We start from the raw sequence: 16,067 nt of genomic DNA, 5'->3' as shown, positions 1-16,067 counted from the left end.
TCCACGCGGACGCCTACGTCCCCGCTCTCCGCCCCCACACGAAGACCCGGTCGCCCTTCTTCAGCACACCCCACAGCTTGCGGGCGTCGGCGAGGCGCAGGTTGACGCAGCCCATGGAGCCGACGGTGGTGAAGATGCTGCCGTACACCGCGTGAAACGCCTGCCCGCCGCTGAAGAACTGGGAGTACGGCATGGGCTGGTTGTAGAGCGTCGACACATGGTTCTTGTGCTTCCAGTAGACCTTGTGCCACCCACCCCGGGTCCGGTACCCGGCCCGCCCACTCCTCATGGACACGGGCCCGTACACCACCCGCTTCCCCTTCTGCACCCAGGTCAGCTGCCGCCCGAGATCGACACAGGCAACCCGGTACGACCGCACCGGACACTTCCCGGCGGCGTTCGGGTTCTTCCTGGCGGAGATGAGCCGTATCCGAGCCCAGGTGACGGGCCCGGCAAACCCGATGGCGGGCTTGATCCCCTCCTTCACCTGAAAGGCCCGGATGGCCTTGCAGTCCCCGGCCGACTGTTTCCCGTCGACCTTCCGCTTCAGCCACCGCTCCACCTGCCGCTGGTACGGCCCCCGCGACTTGCTGCACGCCACCCGGGCCACGGCATCGGCCAACGGCACGTACTCCACCAGGTCATACGTCCCGTTGGCGGCGTCCCGCGGCTCCTGGGCGTCCTCCGCGGCGGTCGGCTCGTACACGACCGGCGGCAACACCTGGTCCGGCGTATCGATCTGCCACGGCTGATACGGCCCCGGCGCGACCCCGGGCACCAACTCGGCCCCGGCGGCGGGCGGCACCGGCTCGGCGACGGCGGTCCCGACCGGCAGAGCGATGACACCGACAAGCACCACGGCAACACACCGAAAAGCAATACGTCCACTGATCACACCATCAGAGAAACCCGCCCCCGCCCCCCACAGAAGCTGCCGCGCGGCAACGTCACCCTTATTGCCGAGCCCCTCTCACCCACCACCCAACACCGACCCACCCCTCTCCAGCCCCTCCGGCGTCCGAGGCCGAGACAGCCGTCCCAGCCCCCCACCCACCCCTCTTCAGCCGGCCCGGTGTCCGAGGCCGAGACAGCCATCCCCCTCCCCCACCCACCCCTCTTCAGCCCGTCCGGCGTTTGAGGACGAGGCCCCTTCAGGGCCGAAAGGGGGTCTGGGGCGCAGCCCCAGCGGGCTCGAAGGGGCGGAGCCCCTGGAGACGGGACGGGAAGGGGCGGCGGGGGCGAAGAAAAGCCCCCCACCTCACCCCCGCACGACATCCCGCCACGCCTCCCCCACAGCCCCCGCCACATCCTGCGCCCCCACCGGCGCCCCACCCGCCGCGAACCTCCCCGCCAGCCCATGCAGATACGCCCCCACACTCCCCGCGTCCACCGCCGAAAGCCCCGCCGCGAGCAACGACCCCGCCAGCCCCGACAACACGTCCCCACTCCCCGCAGTGGCCAGCCACGACGTCCCGGTCGGATTCACCCGCACAGCACCACCCCCACCACCCGCACCACTCCCACCACTCCCACCACTCCCAGAGTCGGCGACCAACGTCGTAGACCCCTTCAACAACACCGTCGCCCCATACCGCCCCGCCAACTCCCGCACAGCCCCGAGCCGCCCCCGCTCGACCTCCTCCCGCGCCACCCCGAGCAACGCGGCCGCCTCCCCGGCATGAGGCGTCATCAAGGTCGGCGCGGTACGCGCCCGCACAGCCGCCTCGTCCGCCAACCGCAGCCCGTCCGCGTCGATCAGCACCGGCACGTCCTCGGCGAGCACCTCCGCGACCGTCGCCGCGTCGTCACCGGCGCCCGGCCCGACGACCCACGCCTGCACGCGCCCGGCCTTGCGCGGTCCCTGGTCCGAGACGAGCGTCTCGGGAAAGCGGGCGATGACGGCGTCCGCCGCGGGCCCGACGTACCGCACGGCCCCGGCCCCGCCCCGCAGCGCGCCCGAGACGGCGAGCACGGCCGCGCCGGGATAGCGCGCGGACCCGGCGGCGATCCCGACCACGCCCCGCCGGTACTTGTCGCTCTCGGCCCCCGGCACCGGCAACAGCCGTGCCACGTCCGCGTGTTGCAGGGCCTCCAGCGCGGGCTCGCCGGGCAGGGACAGCCCGATGTCGACGAGCAGCACGGAACCGGCGTACTTCCGCCCCGGGTCGACCAGCAGCCCCGGCTTGTGGGTGCCGAAGGTGACGGTCAGGTCGGCGCGGATCGCGGCCCCACCGACCTCACCGGTGTCGGCGTCGACACCACTGGGCAGGTCGACGGCGACGACGGCGGCCCGTGCCGCGGCGGCCAGCGCGGCGAGGGGTGCCGCGTCCGGCCGCAGCGGCCCCTTGCCGCCGATCCCGACGATCCCGTCGACCACGAGGTCGGCCCGTTCGATCAGCTCGGCGGCACCGCCCGTGGGGGCGCAGACGCCACCGGCCCGCCGCAGCGCGTCGAGCCCGCCGGCATGCACCCGCTCGGGCGCGAGCAGTACGGCCGTGACCCCGGCGCCCCGCCGGGCCAGCCGGGCACCGGCGTACAGCGCGTCGCCGCCGTTGTCACCGCTGCCCACCAGCAGCACGACCCGGCTGCCGTACACCCGGCCGTGCACCCGCCCCAGCAGGTCCGCGCAGGCGGCGGCGAGTCCGGCCGCGGCCCGCTGCATCAACGCCCCCTCGGGGAGCCGTGCCATCAGCTCCCGCTCGGCGGTCCTGACCGTCTCCACGCTGTACGCAGTACGCATGCCGTCGAGTCTCCCCCGTACCGCACGAACCTCGTCCCAGGCATTGACCCTTTACCACCCCTTTGCCAAACTCGCCGCTCCCCCATCGTGAATCGATTCAGTCGAACCGATTCGACGAGAGCTCTCCACGAGCTCCGAGAGAGGACGTCTCCCCATGGGACGCAGAGCCGCACTCTTCGCCACCACCTGTGCCACAGCGCTCCTGACCACCGCCGCCACCGCGACCACCGCGCCGAAAGCCGAGGCAGTCGCGGCAGCCCCGGCAGCCGCCTGCGGCGAGGGCTCCTACCAGGCCGAGGCCGTGCTCAACGGCAGCACCTGGACCGCCCGCCGGGGCACCACGACCGTCTACACCGGCACCGATCTGCGCGCGGCGGCCCAGGCGGCGGTCAACAGCCTCACCGCCGGCCGCACCGCCAAGGAGCGGGTGGTGGTCCGCGGCTCGGGCTCGATGTCCGCGGGCGCGCGCATCTCGCTGCCCAGCTACACGACCCTCGACGTCTGCGGCACCATCAACGTCACCGGCACCGGTTCCGGCGACCAGGCCCCGGTCTACTCCCGCGGCACCCGCGACATCGAGGTCCAGCACCTCACCCTCACCGGCAGCCCGCTCTACGGCGTCTTCCTGCGCAACGTGCAGAACGTGGTCCTCGGCCAGTTGGACATGCGTCTCTCCGCGGGCCTCGGCGTCCGCATCGACAACCGCGGCGACACCACCCAGTGGACGCGCAACGTCCGGATAGACAACGCGTACGTCTCCGGCGCCTCCAGTCACGCGGTGGAGACCTACGGCGTCGACGGCCTGACCGTCGGTACGGTCACGGCCCGCAACGTCGGCGAGTCGGGCCTGCTCCTCAACCAGACCGTCAACGCGACCGTCACCAAGGTCGACGCGGACGGCGCGGGCACCGGCACGGGGTACGCGGCCTTCCGCATGGCCAACCGCAACGGCCGGATCGGCAACGCCTACCCCACCAACATCCGCGTCGGCGAAGTGATCGCGCGCGGCGGCGGACGCGGCGTCTTCTGCGTCTCGGAGAGCGGCGGCGCGGTCATCGACAGGGTGACGCTGTCCAGCACCGGCAACAACGCGGTCCTCATCGAGAACTGCTACAACGTGAACCTCGCCGCCCAGAGCGGCACGGTCACCGGCGGCGGCGAGATCCGGCTGGCGGCCCGCTCGGAGTTCCCCAACAACTCCGACATCACCGTCCAGAACCTGAGGGTGACCAACTCCGCGATCCGGGAGAGCCCCTGCGGCACGAACACCACGTTCCGCAACAACACCCTGGTGAACAGCGCCCAGTCCATCTGCTGACGCGTCAACGAGGTTGCCTCGACCTGATGTTCCTCACGAACAGGCGGACAGCTCCGAAGAGGCACAGGGTCATCACCAGGACGACCCAGCCGCCCGAATTCCCCGCCACGATGAGAAACACCGACAGGACTGTTCCGGCGACCGTGAAAAGGGAGACGCAGAGCATCCACCTCTTCACGGCCGCCCGCTGTTCGAGCGACCATCCGACGTTCGGCATGTGCGCAACCTTTCCGATCGGTCTGATCGAGGGACGCTTCCATCAGGCCGGATCGGCCTCACCCCCTAGTGCCCGTCATCGCCGCCGATGATGACTATCCGGGCCTTCGAGTTCGAGGTTCCGGTACGCCGGACGCCCGCTGTGCCGGGACCTGGCTGTCGGCACGGTCACGGCCGCCGTCGACTCCACCCTCCACCGGCGCTCCCGTGGGTGGCACCTCACCTGGCCACCGCCCCGGTTTCCCACCTGCGCGTCCGCCGTCACCCGGGGCGTGCCGCGGGTCCACGAGAGGGCCGACTCCGCGCCACCGAGGGAAGGGGAACCCTTGAGGGAGTGGGGGGCGCGGCCTGACAGGTGGCGGGCCCCGGGCCTACGTCACCCCTCCGCGATCACCACGGCCGACGCCACACCCGCGTCATGGCTGAGCGACACGTGCCAGGACCGTACGCCGAGTTCCGCGGCCCGCGCCGCCACCGTCCCGGTCACCCGCAGCTTCGGCTGCCCGCTGTCCTCGACGTAGATCTCCGCGTCGGACCAGTGCAACCCGGCCGGGGCGCCGAGCGCCTTGGCGACCGCCTCCTTGGCGGCGAAGCGCGCCGCGAGTGAGGCGATGCCCCGCCGCTCCCCGGTGGGCAGCAGCAACTCGCTCTCCAGGAACAGCCGTTGGGCCATCTGCGGCGTACGCTCCAGCGACGCGGCGAACCGGTCGATCTCGGCAACGTCGATGCCGACCCCGATGATGCTCACCCGGGAACTCTACGGGGTGATCCAGCCCAGGCCGGGAGCCGCACAAGACACATCCGGTCCGTCGCCGAACCACTCCCCCACCCACCTGGCCGTCCGCGACAACGCCCCCCACCACCGCGACCCTCACCTTCCCGGCCGCGGCCTTCACCGCCTTCCCGAGCGGCGTGAAGGGCGGCTACTCCACCGTCACCGACTTCGCCAGATTCCGAGGCTGATCCACCTCGTTGCCCCGAGCCGTGGCCAGCTCGCAGGCGAACACCTGCAACGGCACGGTCGCCACCAACGGCTGGAGCAGCGTCGGCGTGGCCGGGATCCGGATCAGGTGGTCGGCGTACGGCACGACCGCCTCGTCCCCCTCCTCCGCGATGACGATGGTCCGTGCTCCCCGCGCGCGGATCTCCTGGATGTTGGACACCATCTTGTCGTGCAGCACCGACCGCCCGCGGGGCGACGGCACGACCACCACGACCGGCAGGTCGTCCTCGATGAGGGCGATCGGCCCGTGCTTCAACTCCCCGGCCGCGAAGCCCTCGGCGTGCATGTAGGCGAGTTCCTTCAGCTTCAGTGCGCCCTCCAGGGCCACGGGATACCCCACGTGCCGCCCGAGGAAGAGCACGGTCCCCTTGTCGGCCAACGACCGTGCCAGTTCCCGCACCGGCTCCATGGTCTCCAGCACCCGGTCGACCTCGCCGGAGACCTTCGACAGGTCACGAATGACGGCGGAGACCTCGTCCCCCCACTTGGTGCCGCGCACCTGCCCCAGGTACAGCGCGACCAGATAGCAGGCGACGAGCTGCGTCAGGAACGCCTTCGTCGACGCGACGGCGACCTCCGGGCCGGCGTGCGTGTACAGCACCGCGTCCGACTCGCGCGGGATCGTCGAGCCGTTGGTGTTGCAGATCGCCAGCACCTTCGAGCCCTGTTCCCGCGCGTGCCGCAGGGCCATCAAGGTGTCCATGGTCTCCCCGGACTGCGAGATGGCGATGACCAGGGACCGCCCGTCCAGGATGGGATCCCGGTACCGGAACTCACTGGCCAGCTCCACCTCGCATGGGATCCGCGTCCAGTGCTCGATGGCGTACTTGGCGATCAGCCCGGCGTGGAAGGCCGTACCGCACGCGACGACCACGACCTTGTCGATCTCCCGCAGTTCACCCGCCGGGATCCGGACCTCGTCCAGCGTGAGCGAACCGGACGCGTCGATGCGCCCCAGCAAGGTGTCGGCGACCGCCTTCGGCTGCTCGGCGATCTCCTTGAGCATGAAGTAGTCGTAGCCGCCCTTCTCGGCGGCCGAGACGTCCCAGTCGACGTGGTACGAACGGACCTCGGCCGGAGCGCCGTCGAAGCCCGTCACCGTCACCCCGTCGCGGCGCAGCTCGACGACCTGGTCCTGCCCCAGCTCGATCGCGGAGCGGGTGTGGGCGATGAACGCGGCGACGTCCGAGGCGAGAAAGGCCTCGCCCTCGCCGACGCCCACCACGAGCGGCGAGTTCCGCCGCGCCCCCACCACCACGTCCGGCTCGTCGGCGTGCACCGCGACCAGCGTGAACGCACCGTCGAGCCGCCGGCACACCAGCCGCATCGACTCGGCGAGGTCGGCGCAGGAGGAGAACTCCTCGGCGAGCAGATGGGCCACGACCTCGGTGTCCGTCTCGGAGCCCAGCGCGTGCCCGCGCTCCTCCAACTCGGCTCTCAGGAGGGCGAAGTTCTCGATGATCCCGTTGTGGACGACGGCGACCCGGCCCGCGTTGTCCGTATGAGGGTGCGCGTTCGCGTCCGTCGGCCCGCCGTGCGTGGCCCAACGGGTGTGCCCGATACCCGTGGGACCGGTCGGCAGCGGCCGGTCGACGAGATCCTTCTCCAGATTGACCAGCTTCCCGGCCTTCTTCGCCGCGGCCAGCCCGCCGTCCGCGAGCACGGCGACGCCCGCCGAGTCGTATCCCCGGTACTCCAGTCGCTTCAGTCCGGCCATCACTACATCGAGCGCCGGCTGCGACCCCACGTATCCCACGATTCCGCACATGGGCCGCAGCCTACGCACGAACCCCGGCCCGAAACCGCTCCCGTGTGCCCGATTTCGGAAATTCCCACGGCCATACGAGGCCTCCCGCAGCCCCCGACAGCCCCCGACAGCCCCCGACAGCCCCCGCGTGACGGACCCCACCCACCATCCCGTTCAAACTCCGTTAACAATGGACTGTGATCTCTCAGGTCTCCCCGATGCCCCGGAGCGCCCACCGGCACAGGCCGGAGGCGACTCCCTACGTCGACCTCACCCGCGCCGAGTGGAGCGCGCTGCGCGAGAAGACGCCCCTGCCCCTCACCGCCGAGGAGGTCGAGAAGCTGCGCGGTCTCGGCGATGTCATCGACCTCGACGAGGTGCGGGACATCTACCTCCCGCTGTCCCGCCTCCTGAACCTCTACGTCGGCGCCACGGACGGACTCAGAAGCGCCCTGAACACGTTCCTCGGCGAACAGGGCTCCCAGTCCGGCACCCCCTTCGTCATAGGGGTCGCCGGGTCGGTCGCGGTCGGCAAGTCCACCGTCGCCCGCCTCCTCCAGGCCCTGCTCTCCCGCTGGCCCGAGCACCCGCGCGTCGAACTCGTCACCACCGACGGCTTCCTGCTCCCCACCAAGGAGCTCCAGACCCGCGGCCTGATGTCGAGGAAGGGTTTCCCCGAGTCGTACGACCGCCGCGCGCTCACCCGCTTCGTGGCCGACATCAAGGCGGGAAAGGACGAGGTCACCGCACCCGTCTACTCCCACCTCATCTACGACATCGTCCCCGACCAGCGGCTCACCGTCCGGCGGCCCGACATCCTGATCGTCGAGGGCCTGAACGTCCTCCAGCCCGCCCTGCCCGGCAAGGACGGCCGCACCCGGGTCGGCCTCGCCGACTACTTCGACTTCAGCGTGTACGTCGACGCCCGCGCCGAGGACATCGAGCGCTGGTACCTCAACCGCTTCAAGAAGCTGCGCGCGACCGCCTTCCAGAACCCGTCCTCGTACTTCCGCAAGTACACACAGGTGTCCGAGGAGGAGGCCCTCGACTACGCGGGCACCACCTGGCGGACCATCAACCGGGTCAACCTCATCGAGAACGTGGCCCCCACCCGTGGCCGCGCCGCCCTCATCATCCGCAAGGGCCCCGACCACAAGGTCCAGCGGCTGAGCCTGCGCAAGCTGTGAACGGGTGACCGGCGCCTGTTAGAAAGACGTCATGCTGCACCTGCGCCTCATCACACCCGCCGACCGGACCGACGACGTGGTCCGCCTGATCGAGCGGACGGTCGGCACCACCCACCTCGTCGTCCTGCCGAACGCCGCCCGCGACCCGGCCGGAGACGTGGTGATGTGCGATGTCGCCCGCGAGGCCGGCGACGAACTCCTCACCGGACTCCAGGAGTTGGGCCTCGACACCACCGGCTCCATCGCCGTCGAGAACATCGACCTGTCGCTGTCCGAGCGCGCCGACAAGGCCGAGAAGGACGCCCCCGGCGAGGGCGCCGACGCGGTCCTGTGGGAACACCTGACGGAGGCCACCCACGAGGAGTCGACCCTCTCCGTCACCTACCTCGCGTTCCTCACCCTCGCCACGATGATCGCGGCCTGCGGTGTGGTCCTCGACAACGCGATCCTGATCGTCGGCGCGATGGCGGTCGGCCCGGAGTTCGGCCCCCTGGCCGGTATCTGCACGGCCGTGGTGCAACGCGCCCCGCGCCTGGCCCTGCGCTCACTGATCGCCCTGCTCGTGGGCTTCGCCGTGGCGATGGCGGTGACGGTGGGCTTCACCTGGATGATGGACGGCCTGGGCCTGTTCACCCGGGAACAACTGGAGGCCGACCGCCCCAACACCGGCTTCGTCTACGCCCCCGACGCCTTCTCCTTCGTGGTGGCGGTCCTCGCCGGCATCGCCGGCACCCTCTCCCTGACCTCGGCCAAGTCGGGCGCCCTGGTGGGCGTCGCCATCTCGGTGACGACGGTCCCGGCGGCGGCCAACGCGGCCATCGCCCTCAGCTACGGCGACACCGGCCAGACCACCGGCTCGACCAACCAACTCCTGCTGAACCTGCTGGGCATCGTCCTGGCGGGCACCGCCACGATGCTGCTCCAGAAGTGGCTCTGGTCAACCCAGAGAAAGCGAACGGCGACGTAGAAACGCCGGGTCGGCGTACCTCCAGGGGCGCGGGGCCCTGTCCACATGCGGCTCCGCCGCGTGGGCGCGACAAGCCACCACGAACCCGCGGCCCGCCCACCACGGCGCCCCCACCCCCGACCCGGCAAACCCCTTACCCCAGCGCCGACTTCACCGCATCGGCAAGCCGCCCGGCAACAGACCGGGCCTGATCGATATCCGCCGCCTCGACCATCACCCGAACCAACGGCTCGGTCCCGGACGGCCGCAACAGCACCCGCCCCGTCGCGCCCAACTCCCGCTCCGCGTCGGCGACGGCCGCCGCCAGCTCCGCGGACGTACCGACCCGCGAGCGATCCACGTCCGGCACGTTGATCAGCACCTGCGGCAACCGCTCCATCACCGCCGCCAGTTCCCGCAGCGACCGCCCGGTCTCCGCGACCCGCGCGGCGAGGAGCAGCCCGGTCAGCGTGCCGTCACCGGTGGTCGCGTGATCGAGGATGATCACGTGCCCGGACTGCTCGCCGCCCAGCGCGTACCCGTGCTCCTTCATCTCCTCCAGCACATAGCGGTCGCCGACCGCGGTCTGGATGAGCGTCAGGCCCTCGCGTTCCATCGCCAGTTTGAACCCGAGGTTCGACATGACCGTCGCGACAACGGTGCCGGAGCGCAGTGCGGAACGCTCCCGCATCGCCAGCGCGAGTACGGCCATGATCTGGTCGCCGTCCACCTCCTCACCGGTGTGGTCGACGGCGAGGCAGCGGTCCGCGTCACCGTCGTGCGCGATGCCGAAGTGCGCCCCGTGCTCGATGACCGCGGCCTTGAGCAGACCGAGGTGGGTGGAGCCGCAGCCCTCGTTGATGTTGAGGCCGTTCGGCTCGGCGCCGATGGTGACGAGGTCGGCGCCGGCCCGCTTGAAGACCTCGGGCGAGACCCCGGCGGCGGCGCCGTGCGCCTCGTCGAGGACGATCTTCAGCCCGTCGAGCCGGTTCGGGAGGACGGAGAGGAGGTGGGCGACGTACTGCTCGAAGCCCTCCTCGTGCGCGCGCACGCGGCCCACGCCCGAGCCGGTCGGCCGGTCCCAGGGGGCGCCGGTGCGGTGCTCCTCGTAGACGGCCTCGATCCGCTCCTCCAGCTCGTCGTCGAGCTTGTGCCCGCCGCGGGCGAGGAACTTGATGCCGTTGTCGGGCATGGCGTTGTGGCTCGCGGAGAGCATGACACCGAGGTCGGCTTCGAGGTCGGCGGTGAGGAACGCCACCGCGGGGGTCGGCAGCACACCCACCGTGAGGACGTCGACGCCGGCGCTGGCCAGGCCGGCGACCACGGCGGCCTGCAGGAACTCCCCGGACGCGCGCGGGTCCCGGCCGACCACAGCGGTCGGCCGGTGGCCGGCGAAGGTGCCCGCCTCGGCCAGCACGTGTGCCGCGGCGACGGAGAGGCCGAGCGCCATCTCGGCCGTCAGATCCGCGTTGGCGACACCGCGCACGCCGTCCGTGCCGAAGAGTCGTCCCACTTGTCCTCCTGATGAAGCTTCAGATTCGGAAATCATCCGATCACACGAGCCTTTGAGCACCTTGTGCCGTTATACGCCTAAGGCCGTGATAAACGAACGCCCCGGTGGCACTGTGGCGTGCCGCCGGGGCGTTCGGACGTACTGCGTGTACTGCGGGTAGTACTGCGCGTACGAGCAGGCAGCGAAGCTTAACGCTTGCTGTACTGCGGGGCCTTGCGGGCCTTCTTGAGACCGGCCTTCTTGCGCTCGACCGCACGGTCGTCGCGCTTGAGGTAGCCGGCCTTCTTGAGGGCGCCGCGGTTGTTGTCCACGTCGGCCTCGTTCAGCGCGCGGGCCACGCCGAGGCGCAGGGCGCCGGCCTGACCGGAGACGCCGCCACCCGAGATGCGGGCGATGACGTCGTAGCGGCCGTCGAGCTCCAGCACCTTGAAGGGCTCGTTAACTTCCTGCTGGTGCACCTTGTTCGGGAAGTAGTCCTCAAGCGTGCGCCCGTTGACCTTCCACTTGCCGGTGCCCGGGACGATCCGGACGCGCGCGATGGCGTTCTTGCGACGGCCCAGGCCGGCGGCCGGCTGCGGGTCGCCGAAGCGGCCGGCGAGCGACTCCGAGGTGTACTCGCCCTCGACGGGCACCTCGGACTCGGTGGTGTAGCTCTCGATGTCGACGTGCTCGGTCTCGGTCTCTTCGACCGGCTGCTCAACAGTGGTCTCGGCCACGATGCTCCTCAGATTCTTTTCTGTCTTAGGGGGTGTGGCCGGAACTACTGCGCGACCTGGGTGATCTCGAACGGCACCGGCTGCTGCGCAGCGTGCGGGTGCTGGTCGCCCGAGTAGACCTTCAGCTTGCCGAGCATCTGACGGCCCAGGGTGTTCTTGGGGATCATGCCCTTGATGGCCTTCTCGACGGCCTTCTCGGGGTTCTTCGCCAGCAGCTCGTCGTAGCGGACGGAGCGCAGACCACCCGGGTAGCCGGAGTGGCGGTACGCCATCTTCTGGGTCCGCTTGTTGCCGGACAGGTGCACCTTGTCGGCGTTGATGATGATGACGAAGTCGCCCATGTCCATGTGCGGGGCATAGGTCGGCTTGTGCTTGCCCCGGAGGAGGGACGCGGCGGTGGTGGCGAGACGGCCCAGGACGACGTCCTGAGCGTCAATGACGTGCCACTGGCGCGTCACATCGCCGGGCTTGGGGCTGTACGTACGCACGGTTCGTAGCCTTCGCTTCGAGTGAATGGTCCTAAACAAGGTCACCGAAGACGATCGACAGCCCTGACCGCACTGCGGTGACGCATACCGCGCGCTGGTCGCTGATCATCGGCCCGGTGGACCGGTGTAAGGGCCCGTCCCGTGAGAGTGAGCAAGCCAATACACAACGAAGAAGCAGGATACCTGCGCTCCCCCGGACGGGTCAAAACGAGGCGACTGGCGCAGTCCGATCCGATTCTACGCGCACCGCACACCCCTGTGACCTCGCACGACGCGCGACCGTGAACACAGGCGCACACAGCGTAACGGCTCGCGCCGCCCGCCCCTAGCCCGGGGCCGGCCCTGCCGTACGCGTCGGCGTGACCCTCGGCACAGCCGCCGGACCCCCCGGAGACACCCGCCCACCCTTCGCACCAAGCACCCGAAGATGTCGCTTTTGCGCACGCCCACCGGCCGAACGTCAGGGGTTCCAGCGCTCCTTGGGACTGACCGGTACACCGCTTCCCCCGTCTAAGATGCGGGCCATGAGCTATGGGCAGCAGGGGGGACCCCAGTCCCAGTGGGATCCCTGGAAACCGCAATCCCAGCAGCCGTGGGACGGCGCCGGCACCGACGAGACTCCGGACTGGGCCGCTCTCGCCGAGGCGTCGGAAACGCGCAACAAACGACGCCGGCTGCTGTTCATCGGCGGCGGGGCACTCGCCACGGTCGCGATCGGTACGGCCGTGGCCATGGCCGTGGTGTCGGCGAACGGCAACGACGAGGGGGCGGACCGCCCCTCCGGCCTGCCGGTGAGCGCGGACATCCCGAGCGGCACCGACACCGCGGACCCGTCGTTCGCGCCGACCAGCGCCCCACCGCCGCTGGACCCGAAGGACTTCGTCTCCAGCAAGAACAAGGACGTCACCCCGGTCAGCCCGAACATCCTCTTCCCGGGCACCCAGCTGACCATGGGCTCGACCGTCTACAAGAAGGGCCCGACGGCCGACAGCAAGAACTGCGCCGCGACCGACACCGTGCAGGCCAGCCTCGGCAAGATCCTCAACGCCAACGACTGCACCCGCGTCATGCGGGTCTCCTACACCAGGGACAACGTCGCGGTGACGGTCGGTGTGGCCCTCTTCGACACCGAGGCCCAGGCGACCAAGGTCAAGGGGCAGGTCGACACCAAGAAGGACTTCGTCAAGTCGCTCTCCGGGGACGGCGTCAAGGCCTTCTGCAACGCCGCCGTCTGCCGGTCGACCACCAACTCCTACGGCCGCTACGTCTTCATGACGGTCGCCGGCTTCACCAACGGCAAGGACGCGACGGAGAAGTCCACCACCGTCTTCAGCGCCGGCGACGACCTGGCCGAGTTCACGTTCCGCCAGATCCGCCGCCGCGGCGAGGCCCAGGCATCGGCCGCGGCGAACGAATGAGAGACCGTCGGGGCCGGCGTCAGCAGCAGCCGGCCCCGGGCAACGTCCGCTTGTTGCGGGCCTCCTTGTTGCGCGCGGCCAGCAACTCGTCGGCGGGATAACCGACTTCTTCGAGCGTCAGCCCGTGCGGCCGTACGACGTGCACCGCCGAGTCCCGCACCCCGGCCGCCAGCACCTTCCCGGGCCAGTCGGCGGTGCGGTGCCCGTCCCCCACGAACAGCAGCGCCCCGATGAGCGAGCGCACCATGTTGTGGCAGAAGGCGTCGGCCCGCACCGTCGCCGTGACGATCCCGTCGTCCCCGCGGACCAGGCTCAGCCCCTGGAGCGTACGGATGGTGGTCGCACCCTCGCGCCGCTTGCAGTAGGCGGCGAAGTCGTGCTCGCCCAGCAGTTCTTGCGCGGCCTCGTTCATCGCGTCGACGTCGAGCGGCCAGTCGTGCCACAGCACATGGTTGCGCAGCAACGGGTCGACCCCGCCGACGTTGTCGGTGACGCGGTAGGCGTAACGCCGCCAGATCGCCGAGAAACGGGCGTTGAAGCCCGCTGGGGCCTCGGCGGCGCTCCAGACCCGTACGTCCTTCGAGAGCCGCCCCGCGAGCCGCTTGAGCAGCTTCTCCCGGTGCTCCGCCCACAGCTCCTCGGGCAGATCGACGTGCGCCACCTGTCCGCGCGCGTGCACCCCGGCGTCGGTCCGCCCGGCCACGGTCAGCTCGTACGTCGTCTCCCCCGACCGCGTCACGGTCCGCAGCGCGTCCTCGATCTCGCCCTGCACGGTCCGCCGCCCCCCGGCCTGCTTGGCCCACCCGGAGAACGCCGTCCCGTCGTACGACAGGTCGAGGCGAACACGAACATGCCCGGCCGCTGCTTCATCACTCACCCAGAGATCCTCTCAGGAACACCGAAGCGGGCCCGCTCCTGAGAAGGAACGGGCCCGCGAACGCCCTTCAGGGGCGCGGGGAACTGCGCGAGCAACCACGACGAAGCCGCGGCCGCCGACGAACAGCGCCCGGCAGACGCTTACGCGTCCTTGGACTCCTCGGCCGGAGCCGCGTCCTCGACCTCGTCGGCCTTGGTCGTGTCGACCTTGGCCTCCTCGGCGGCCGGAGCCTCGGCGTCCTTGGCGGAACGCTTGGTGGCGGCCTCGGCCTCGCCGGTCGCCTCCTGCGCGACCGTCAGCGCCTCGACCAGCTCGATGACAGCCATGGGCGCGTTGTCGCCACGGCGGTTACCGATCTTGGTGATACGGGTGTAGCCACCGGGGCGGTTCTCGTAGCGCGGGCCGATCTCGGTGAAGAGCGTGTGCACGATGCTCTTGTCCGTGATCACCTGGAGCACCTGACGGCGGTTGTGAAGGTCACCCTTCTTCGCCTTGGTGACCAGACGCTCGGCGTACGGGCGCAGCTTGCGCGCCTTCGCCTCGGTGGTGGTGATACGGCCGTGCTCGAACAGCGACTTCGCGAGGTTCGCGATGAGCAGCTTCTCGTGCGCGGCGCTGCCGCCCAGACGGGCACCCTTGGTGGGCTTCGGCATGGTGTTTCTCCTAGGTGTCTGCCCCGGCCGTATCAGGTACCGAGGTCAGTATCCGAGCGGGCGGCTGCCCGTCGAAGATCCGGCCGCCTCTTTCGAGGCCCCGGAGACCCGCGCCCCGTGAGGGGCGCGGGGAACTGCGCGACCAGCCACAACGGCCCCGCAGCCAGGAACCGGCAGTCGGTCCCGAGCTCAGTACTGCTCGGTCTCGACGAAGCCGGCGTCCGCGTCGTCGTCCGCACCGAAGGCGTCGGCGGCGGCGGTCGGGTCGAATCCGGGCGGGGAGTCCTTGAGCGCGAGGCCCATCCCGGCCAGCTTCGCCTTGACCTCGTCGATCGACTTCGCACCGAAGTTGCGGATGTCGAGCAGGTCCGCCTCGGACCGCGCCACGAGCTCACCCACGGAGTGGATGCCCTCGCGCTTGAGGCAGTTGTACGACCGAACGGTGAGCTCGAGCTCCTCGATCGGCAGGGCGAGATCGGCGGCGAGGGCGGCGTCCGTCGGGGACGGGCCCATGTCGATGCCCTCGGCGTCGATGTTGAGCTCGCGCGCCAGACCGAACAGCTCGACCAGGGTCTTACCGGCCGACGCCATGGCGTCACGGGGACGCATGGCCTGCTTGGTCTCGACGTCGACGATCAGCTTGTCGAAGTCGGTGCGCTGCTCGACACGGGTCGCCTCGACCTTGTACGTGACCTTGAGCACCGGCGAGTAGATCGAGTCGACCGGGATGCGCCCGATCTCCTGACCGACCTGCTTGTTCTGCACGGCGGAGACATAACCACGGCCACGCTCGACCGTGAGTTCCATCTCCAGCTTGCCCTTGCCGTTGAGCGTGGCGAGGACGAGGTCGGGGTTGTGCACCTCGACACCGGCCGGGGGCGCGATGTCGGCGGCGGTGACCAGACCCGGGCCCTGCTTGCGCAGGTACATCACGACCGGCTCGTCGTGCTCCGAGGAGACGACCAGCTGCTTGATGTTGAGGATCAGGTCGGTGACGTCCTCCTTGACGCCCGGCACGGTGGTGAACTCGTGCAGCACGCCGTCGATCCGGATGCTGGTGACAGCGGCACCGGGGATCGAGGAGAGGAGGGTCCGGCGGAGGGAGTTGCCGAGGGTGTAACCGAAGCCCGGCTCCAGCGGCTCGATCACGAACCGGGAGCGGAACTCGTCGACGACCTCTTCGGTCAGCGACGGGCGCTGAGCAATAAGCATGGTGCGATCCTGTCAGTCATGGACGCCCGCTAT

General features: G+C 70.1%; 14 protein-coding genes and 1 pseudogene. 4 read left to right on the top strand and 11 right to left on the bottom strand.

Features of this window, described 5'->3' with window-relative positions; all coding sequences use genetic code 11:
- Positions 1 to 13: 13 nt before the first annotated feature.
- The 3 genes and pseudogenes from ACZ5VD_RS27785 to ACZ5VD_RS27775 all read right to left on the bottom strand — a co-directional run bounded on the left by ACZ5VD_RS27785 (position 14) and on the right by ACZ5VD_RS27775 (position 2,740).
- Positions 14 to 859, bottom strand: coding sequence for a L,D-transpeptidase family protein (locus tag ACZ5VD_RS27785; RefSeq protein ID WP_468683650.1), 846 nt, complete (start codon positions 857 to 859; stop codon positions 14 to 16).
- A gap of 254 nt (positions 860 to 1,113) precedes the next feature.
- Positions 1,114 to 1,299, bottom strand: a pseudogene (locus ACZ5VD_RS27780) (hypothetical protein); the annotation flags it as partial.
- The gene (locus tag ACZ5VD_RS27775; protein WP_468683649.1) at positions 1,259 to 2,740 is read right to left on the bottom strand and encodes an NAD(P)H-hydrate epimerase; all 1,482 of its coding nucleotides are present in this window, start codon (positions 2,738 to 2,740) and stop codon (positions 1,259 to 1,261) included. The pseudogene ACZ5VD_RS27780 and the gene ACZ5VD_RS27775, both read right to left, overlap by 41 nt.
- A gap of 154 nt (positions 2,741 to 2,894) precedes the next feature.
- Between ACZ5VD_RS27775 and ACZ5VD_RS27770 the strand changes: the two genes are divergently transcribed.
- Complete coding sequence (locus ACZ5VD_RS27770) at positions 2,895 to 4,058, top strand: hypothetical protein (protein ID WP_468547621.1); 1,164 nt, start codon at positions 2,895 to 2,897, stop codon at positions 4,056 to 4,058.
- A 592-nt stretch (positions 4,059 to 4,650) separates the two neighbouring features.
- Here ACZ5VD_RS27770 and ACZ5VD_RS27765 read toward each other — a convergent pair.
- Positions 4,651 to 5,022 carry a holo-ACP synthase gene (locus tag ACZ5VD_RS27765; protein WP_468547622.1) on the bottom strand — a complete coding sequence of 124 codons (372 nt, stop codon included), beginning with the start codon at positions 5,020 to 5,022 and terminating at the stop codon, positions 4,651 to 4,653.
- 175 nt (positions 5,023 to 5,197) lie between these two features.
- Positions 5,198 to 7,045: a glutamine--fructose-6-phosphate transaminase (isomerizing) gene (gene glmS, locus ACZ5VD_RS27760; RefSeq protein ID WP_468547623.1), complete on the bottom strand. Its 1,848-nt coding sequence runs from the start codon at positions 7,043 to 7,045 to the stop codon at positions 5,198 to 5,200.
- Positions 7,046 to 7,242: 197 nt separating this feature from the next.
- On the opposite strand from glmS, the gene coaA reads away from it, so the two are divergent.
- The gene (gene coaA, locus ACZ5VD_RS27755) at positions 7,243 to 8,211 is read left to right on the top strand and encodes a type I pantothenate kinase (protein ID WP_468683703.1); all 969 of its coding nucleotides are present in this window, start codon (positions 7,243 to 7,245) and stop codon (positions 8,209 to 8,211) included.
- 31 nt (positions 8,212 to 8,242) lie between these two features.
- Entirely contained in the window at positions 8,243 to 9,178 is a 936-nt protein-coding gene (locus tag ACZ5VD_RS27750; protein ID WP_468683648.1) for a DUF389 domain-containing protein, read from the top strand.
- Between the two features lie 133 nt (positions 9,179 to 9,311).
- On the opposite strand, the gene glmM is transcribed toward ACZ5VD_RS27750, so the two are convergent.
- The 3 genes from glmM to rplM all read right to left on the bottom strand — a co-directional run bounded on the left by glmM (position 9,312) and on the right by rplM (position 11,874).
- Positions 9,312 to 10,670, bottom strand: a complete 1,359-nt coding sequence (glmM, locus tag ACZ5VD_RS27745; RefSeq protein ID WP_468547626.1) for a phosphoglucosamine mutase — start codon at positions 10,668 to 10,670, stop codon at positions 9,312 to 9,314.
- 188 nt (positions 10,671 to 10,858) lie between these two features.
- Positions 10,859 to 11,386, bottom strand: a complete 528-nt coding sequence (gene rpsI / locus ACZ5VD_RS27740) for a 30S ribosomal protein S9 (RefSeq protein WP_468547627.1) — start codon at positions 11,384 to 11,386, stop codon at positions 10,859 to 10,861.
- A 44-nt stretch (positions 11,387 to 11,430) separates the two neighbouring features.
- On the bottom strand, positions 11,431 to 11,874 hold the full coding sequence (rplM, locus tag ACZ5VD_RS27735) for a 50S ribosomal protein L13 (RefSeq protein WP_468547628.1): 444 nt from the start codon (positions 11,872 to 11,874) through the stop codon (positions 11,431 to 11,433).
- Between the two features lie 524 nt (positions 11,875 to 12,398).
- Between rplM and ACZ5VD_RS27730 the strand changes: the two genes are divergently transcribed.
- A complete protein-coding gene (locus tag ACZ5VD_RS27730) occupies positions 12,399 to 13,292 on the top strand; it encodes a hypothetical protein (RefSeq protein ID WP_468547629.1) in 894 nt (297 codons plus the stop codon).
- Between the two features lie 19 nt (positions 13,293 to 13,311).
- Here ACZ5VD_RS27730 and truA read toward each other — a convergent pair whose 3' ends face one another.
- The 3 genes from truA to ACZ5VD_RS27715 all read right to left on the bottom strand — a co-directional run bounded on the left by truA (position 13,312) and on the right by ACZ5VD_RS27715 (position 16,034).
- Entirely contained in the window at positions 13,312 to 14,169 is an 858-nt protein-coding gene (gene truA / locus ACZ5VD_RS27725; protein WP_468547630.1) for a tRNA pseudouridine(38-40) synthase TruA, read from the bottom strand.
- Between the two features lie 140 nt (positions 14,170 to 14,309).
- The gene (gene rplQ, locus ACZ5VD_RS27720; protein ID WP_468683646.1) at positions 14,310 to 14,822 is read right to left on the bottom strand and encodes a 50S ribosomal protein L17; all 513 of its coding nucleotides are present in this window, start codon (positions 14,820 to 14,822) and stop codon (positions 14,310 to 14,312) included.
- 189 nt (positions 14,823 to 15,011) lie between these two features.
- Positions 15,012 to 16,034 carry a DNA-directed RNA polymerase subunit alpha gene (locus ACZ5VD_RS27715; RefSeq protein ID WP_003966937.1) on the bottom strand — a complete coding sequence of 341 codons (1,023 nt, stop codon included), beginning with the start codon at positions 16,032 to 16,034 and terminating at the stop codon, positions 15,012 to 15,014.
- Between the last annotated feature and the right edge of the window lie 33 nt (positions 16,035 to 16,067).

It is taken from the genome of Streptomyces sp. NPDC032822, from assembly GCF_055578825.1.
The sequence above is the reverse complement of the archived record's forward strand: the minus strand, read 5'-3'. Positions and strand labels throughout refer to the sequence as shown.

Excerpts from the sequence above, each read along its gene's own strand:
- glmS (WP_468547623.1), bottom strand. The coding sequence starts at position 7,045 with ATGTGCGGAATCGTGGGATACGTGGGGTCGCAGCCGGCGCTCGATGTA.
- ACZ5VD_RS27775 (WP_468683649.1), bottom strand. The coding sequence starts at position 2,740 with ATGCGTACTGCGTACAGCGTGGAGACGGTCAGGACCGCCGAGCGGGAG.
- rplQ (WP_468683646.1), bottom strand. The coding sequence starts at position 14,822 with ATGCCGAAGCCCACCAAGGGTGCCCGTCTGGGCGGCAGCGCCGCGCAC.
- ACZ5VD_RS27750 (WP_468683648.1), top strand. The coding sequence starts at position 8,243 with ATGCTGCACCTGCGCCTCATCACACCCGCCGACCGGACCGACGACGTG.
- ACZ5VD_RS27770 (WP_468547621.1), top strand. The coding sequence starts at position 2,895 with ATGGGACGCAGAGCCGCACTCTTCGCCACCACCTGTGCCACAGCGCTC.
- ACZ5VD_RS27715 (WP_003966937.1), bottom strand. The coding sequence starts at position 16,034 with ATGCTTATTGCTCAGCGCCCGTCGCTGACCGAAGAGGTCGTCGACGAG.
- coaA (WP_468683703.1), top strand. The coding sequence starts at position 7,243 with ATGCCCCGGAGCGCCCACCGGCACAGGCCGGAGGCGACTCCCTACGTC.
- ACZ5VD_RS27730 (WP_468547629.1), top strand. The coding sequence starts at position 12,399 with ATGAGCTATGGGCAGCAGGGGGGACCCCAGTCCCAGTGGGATCCCTGG.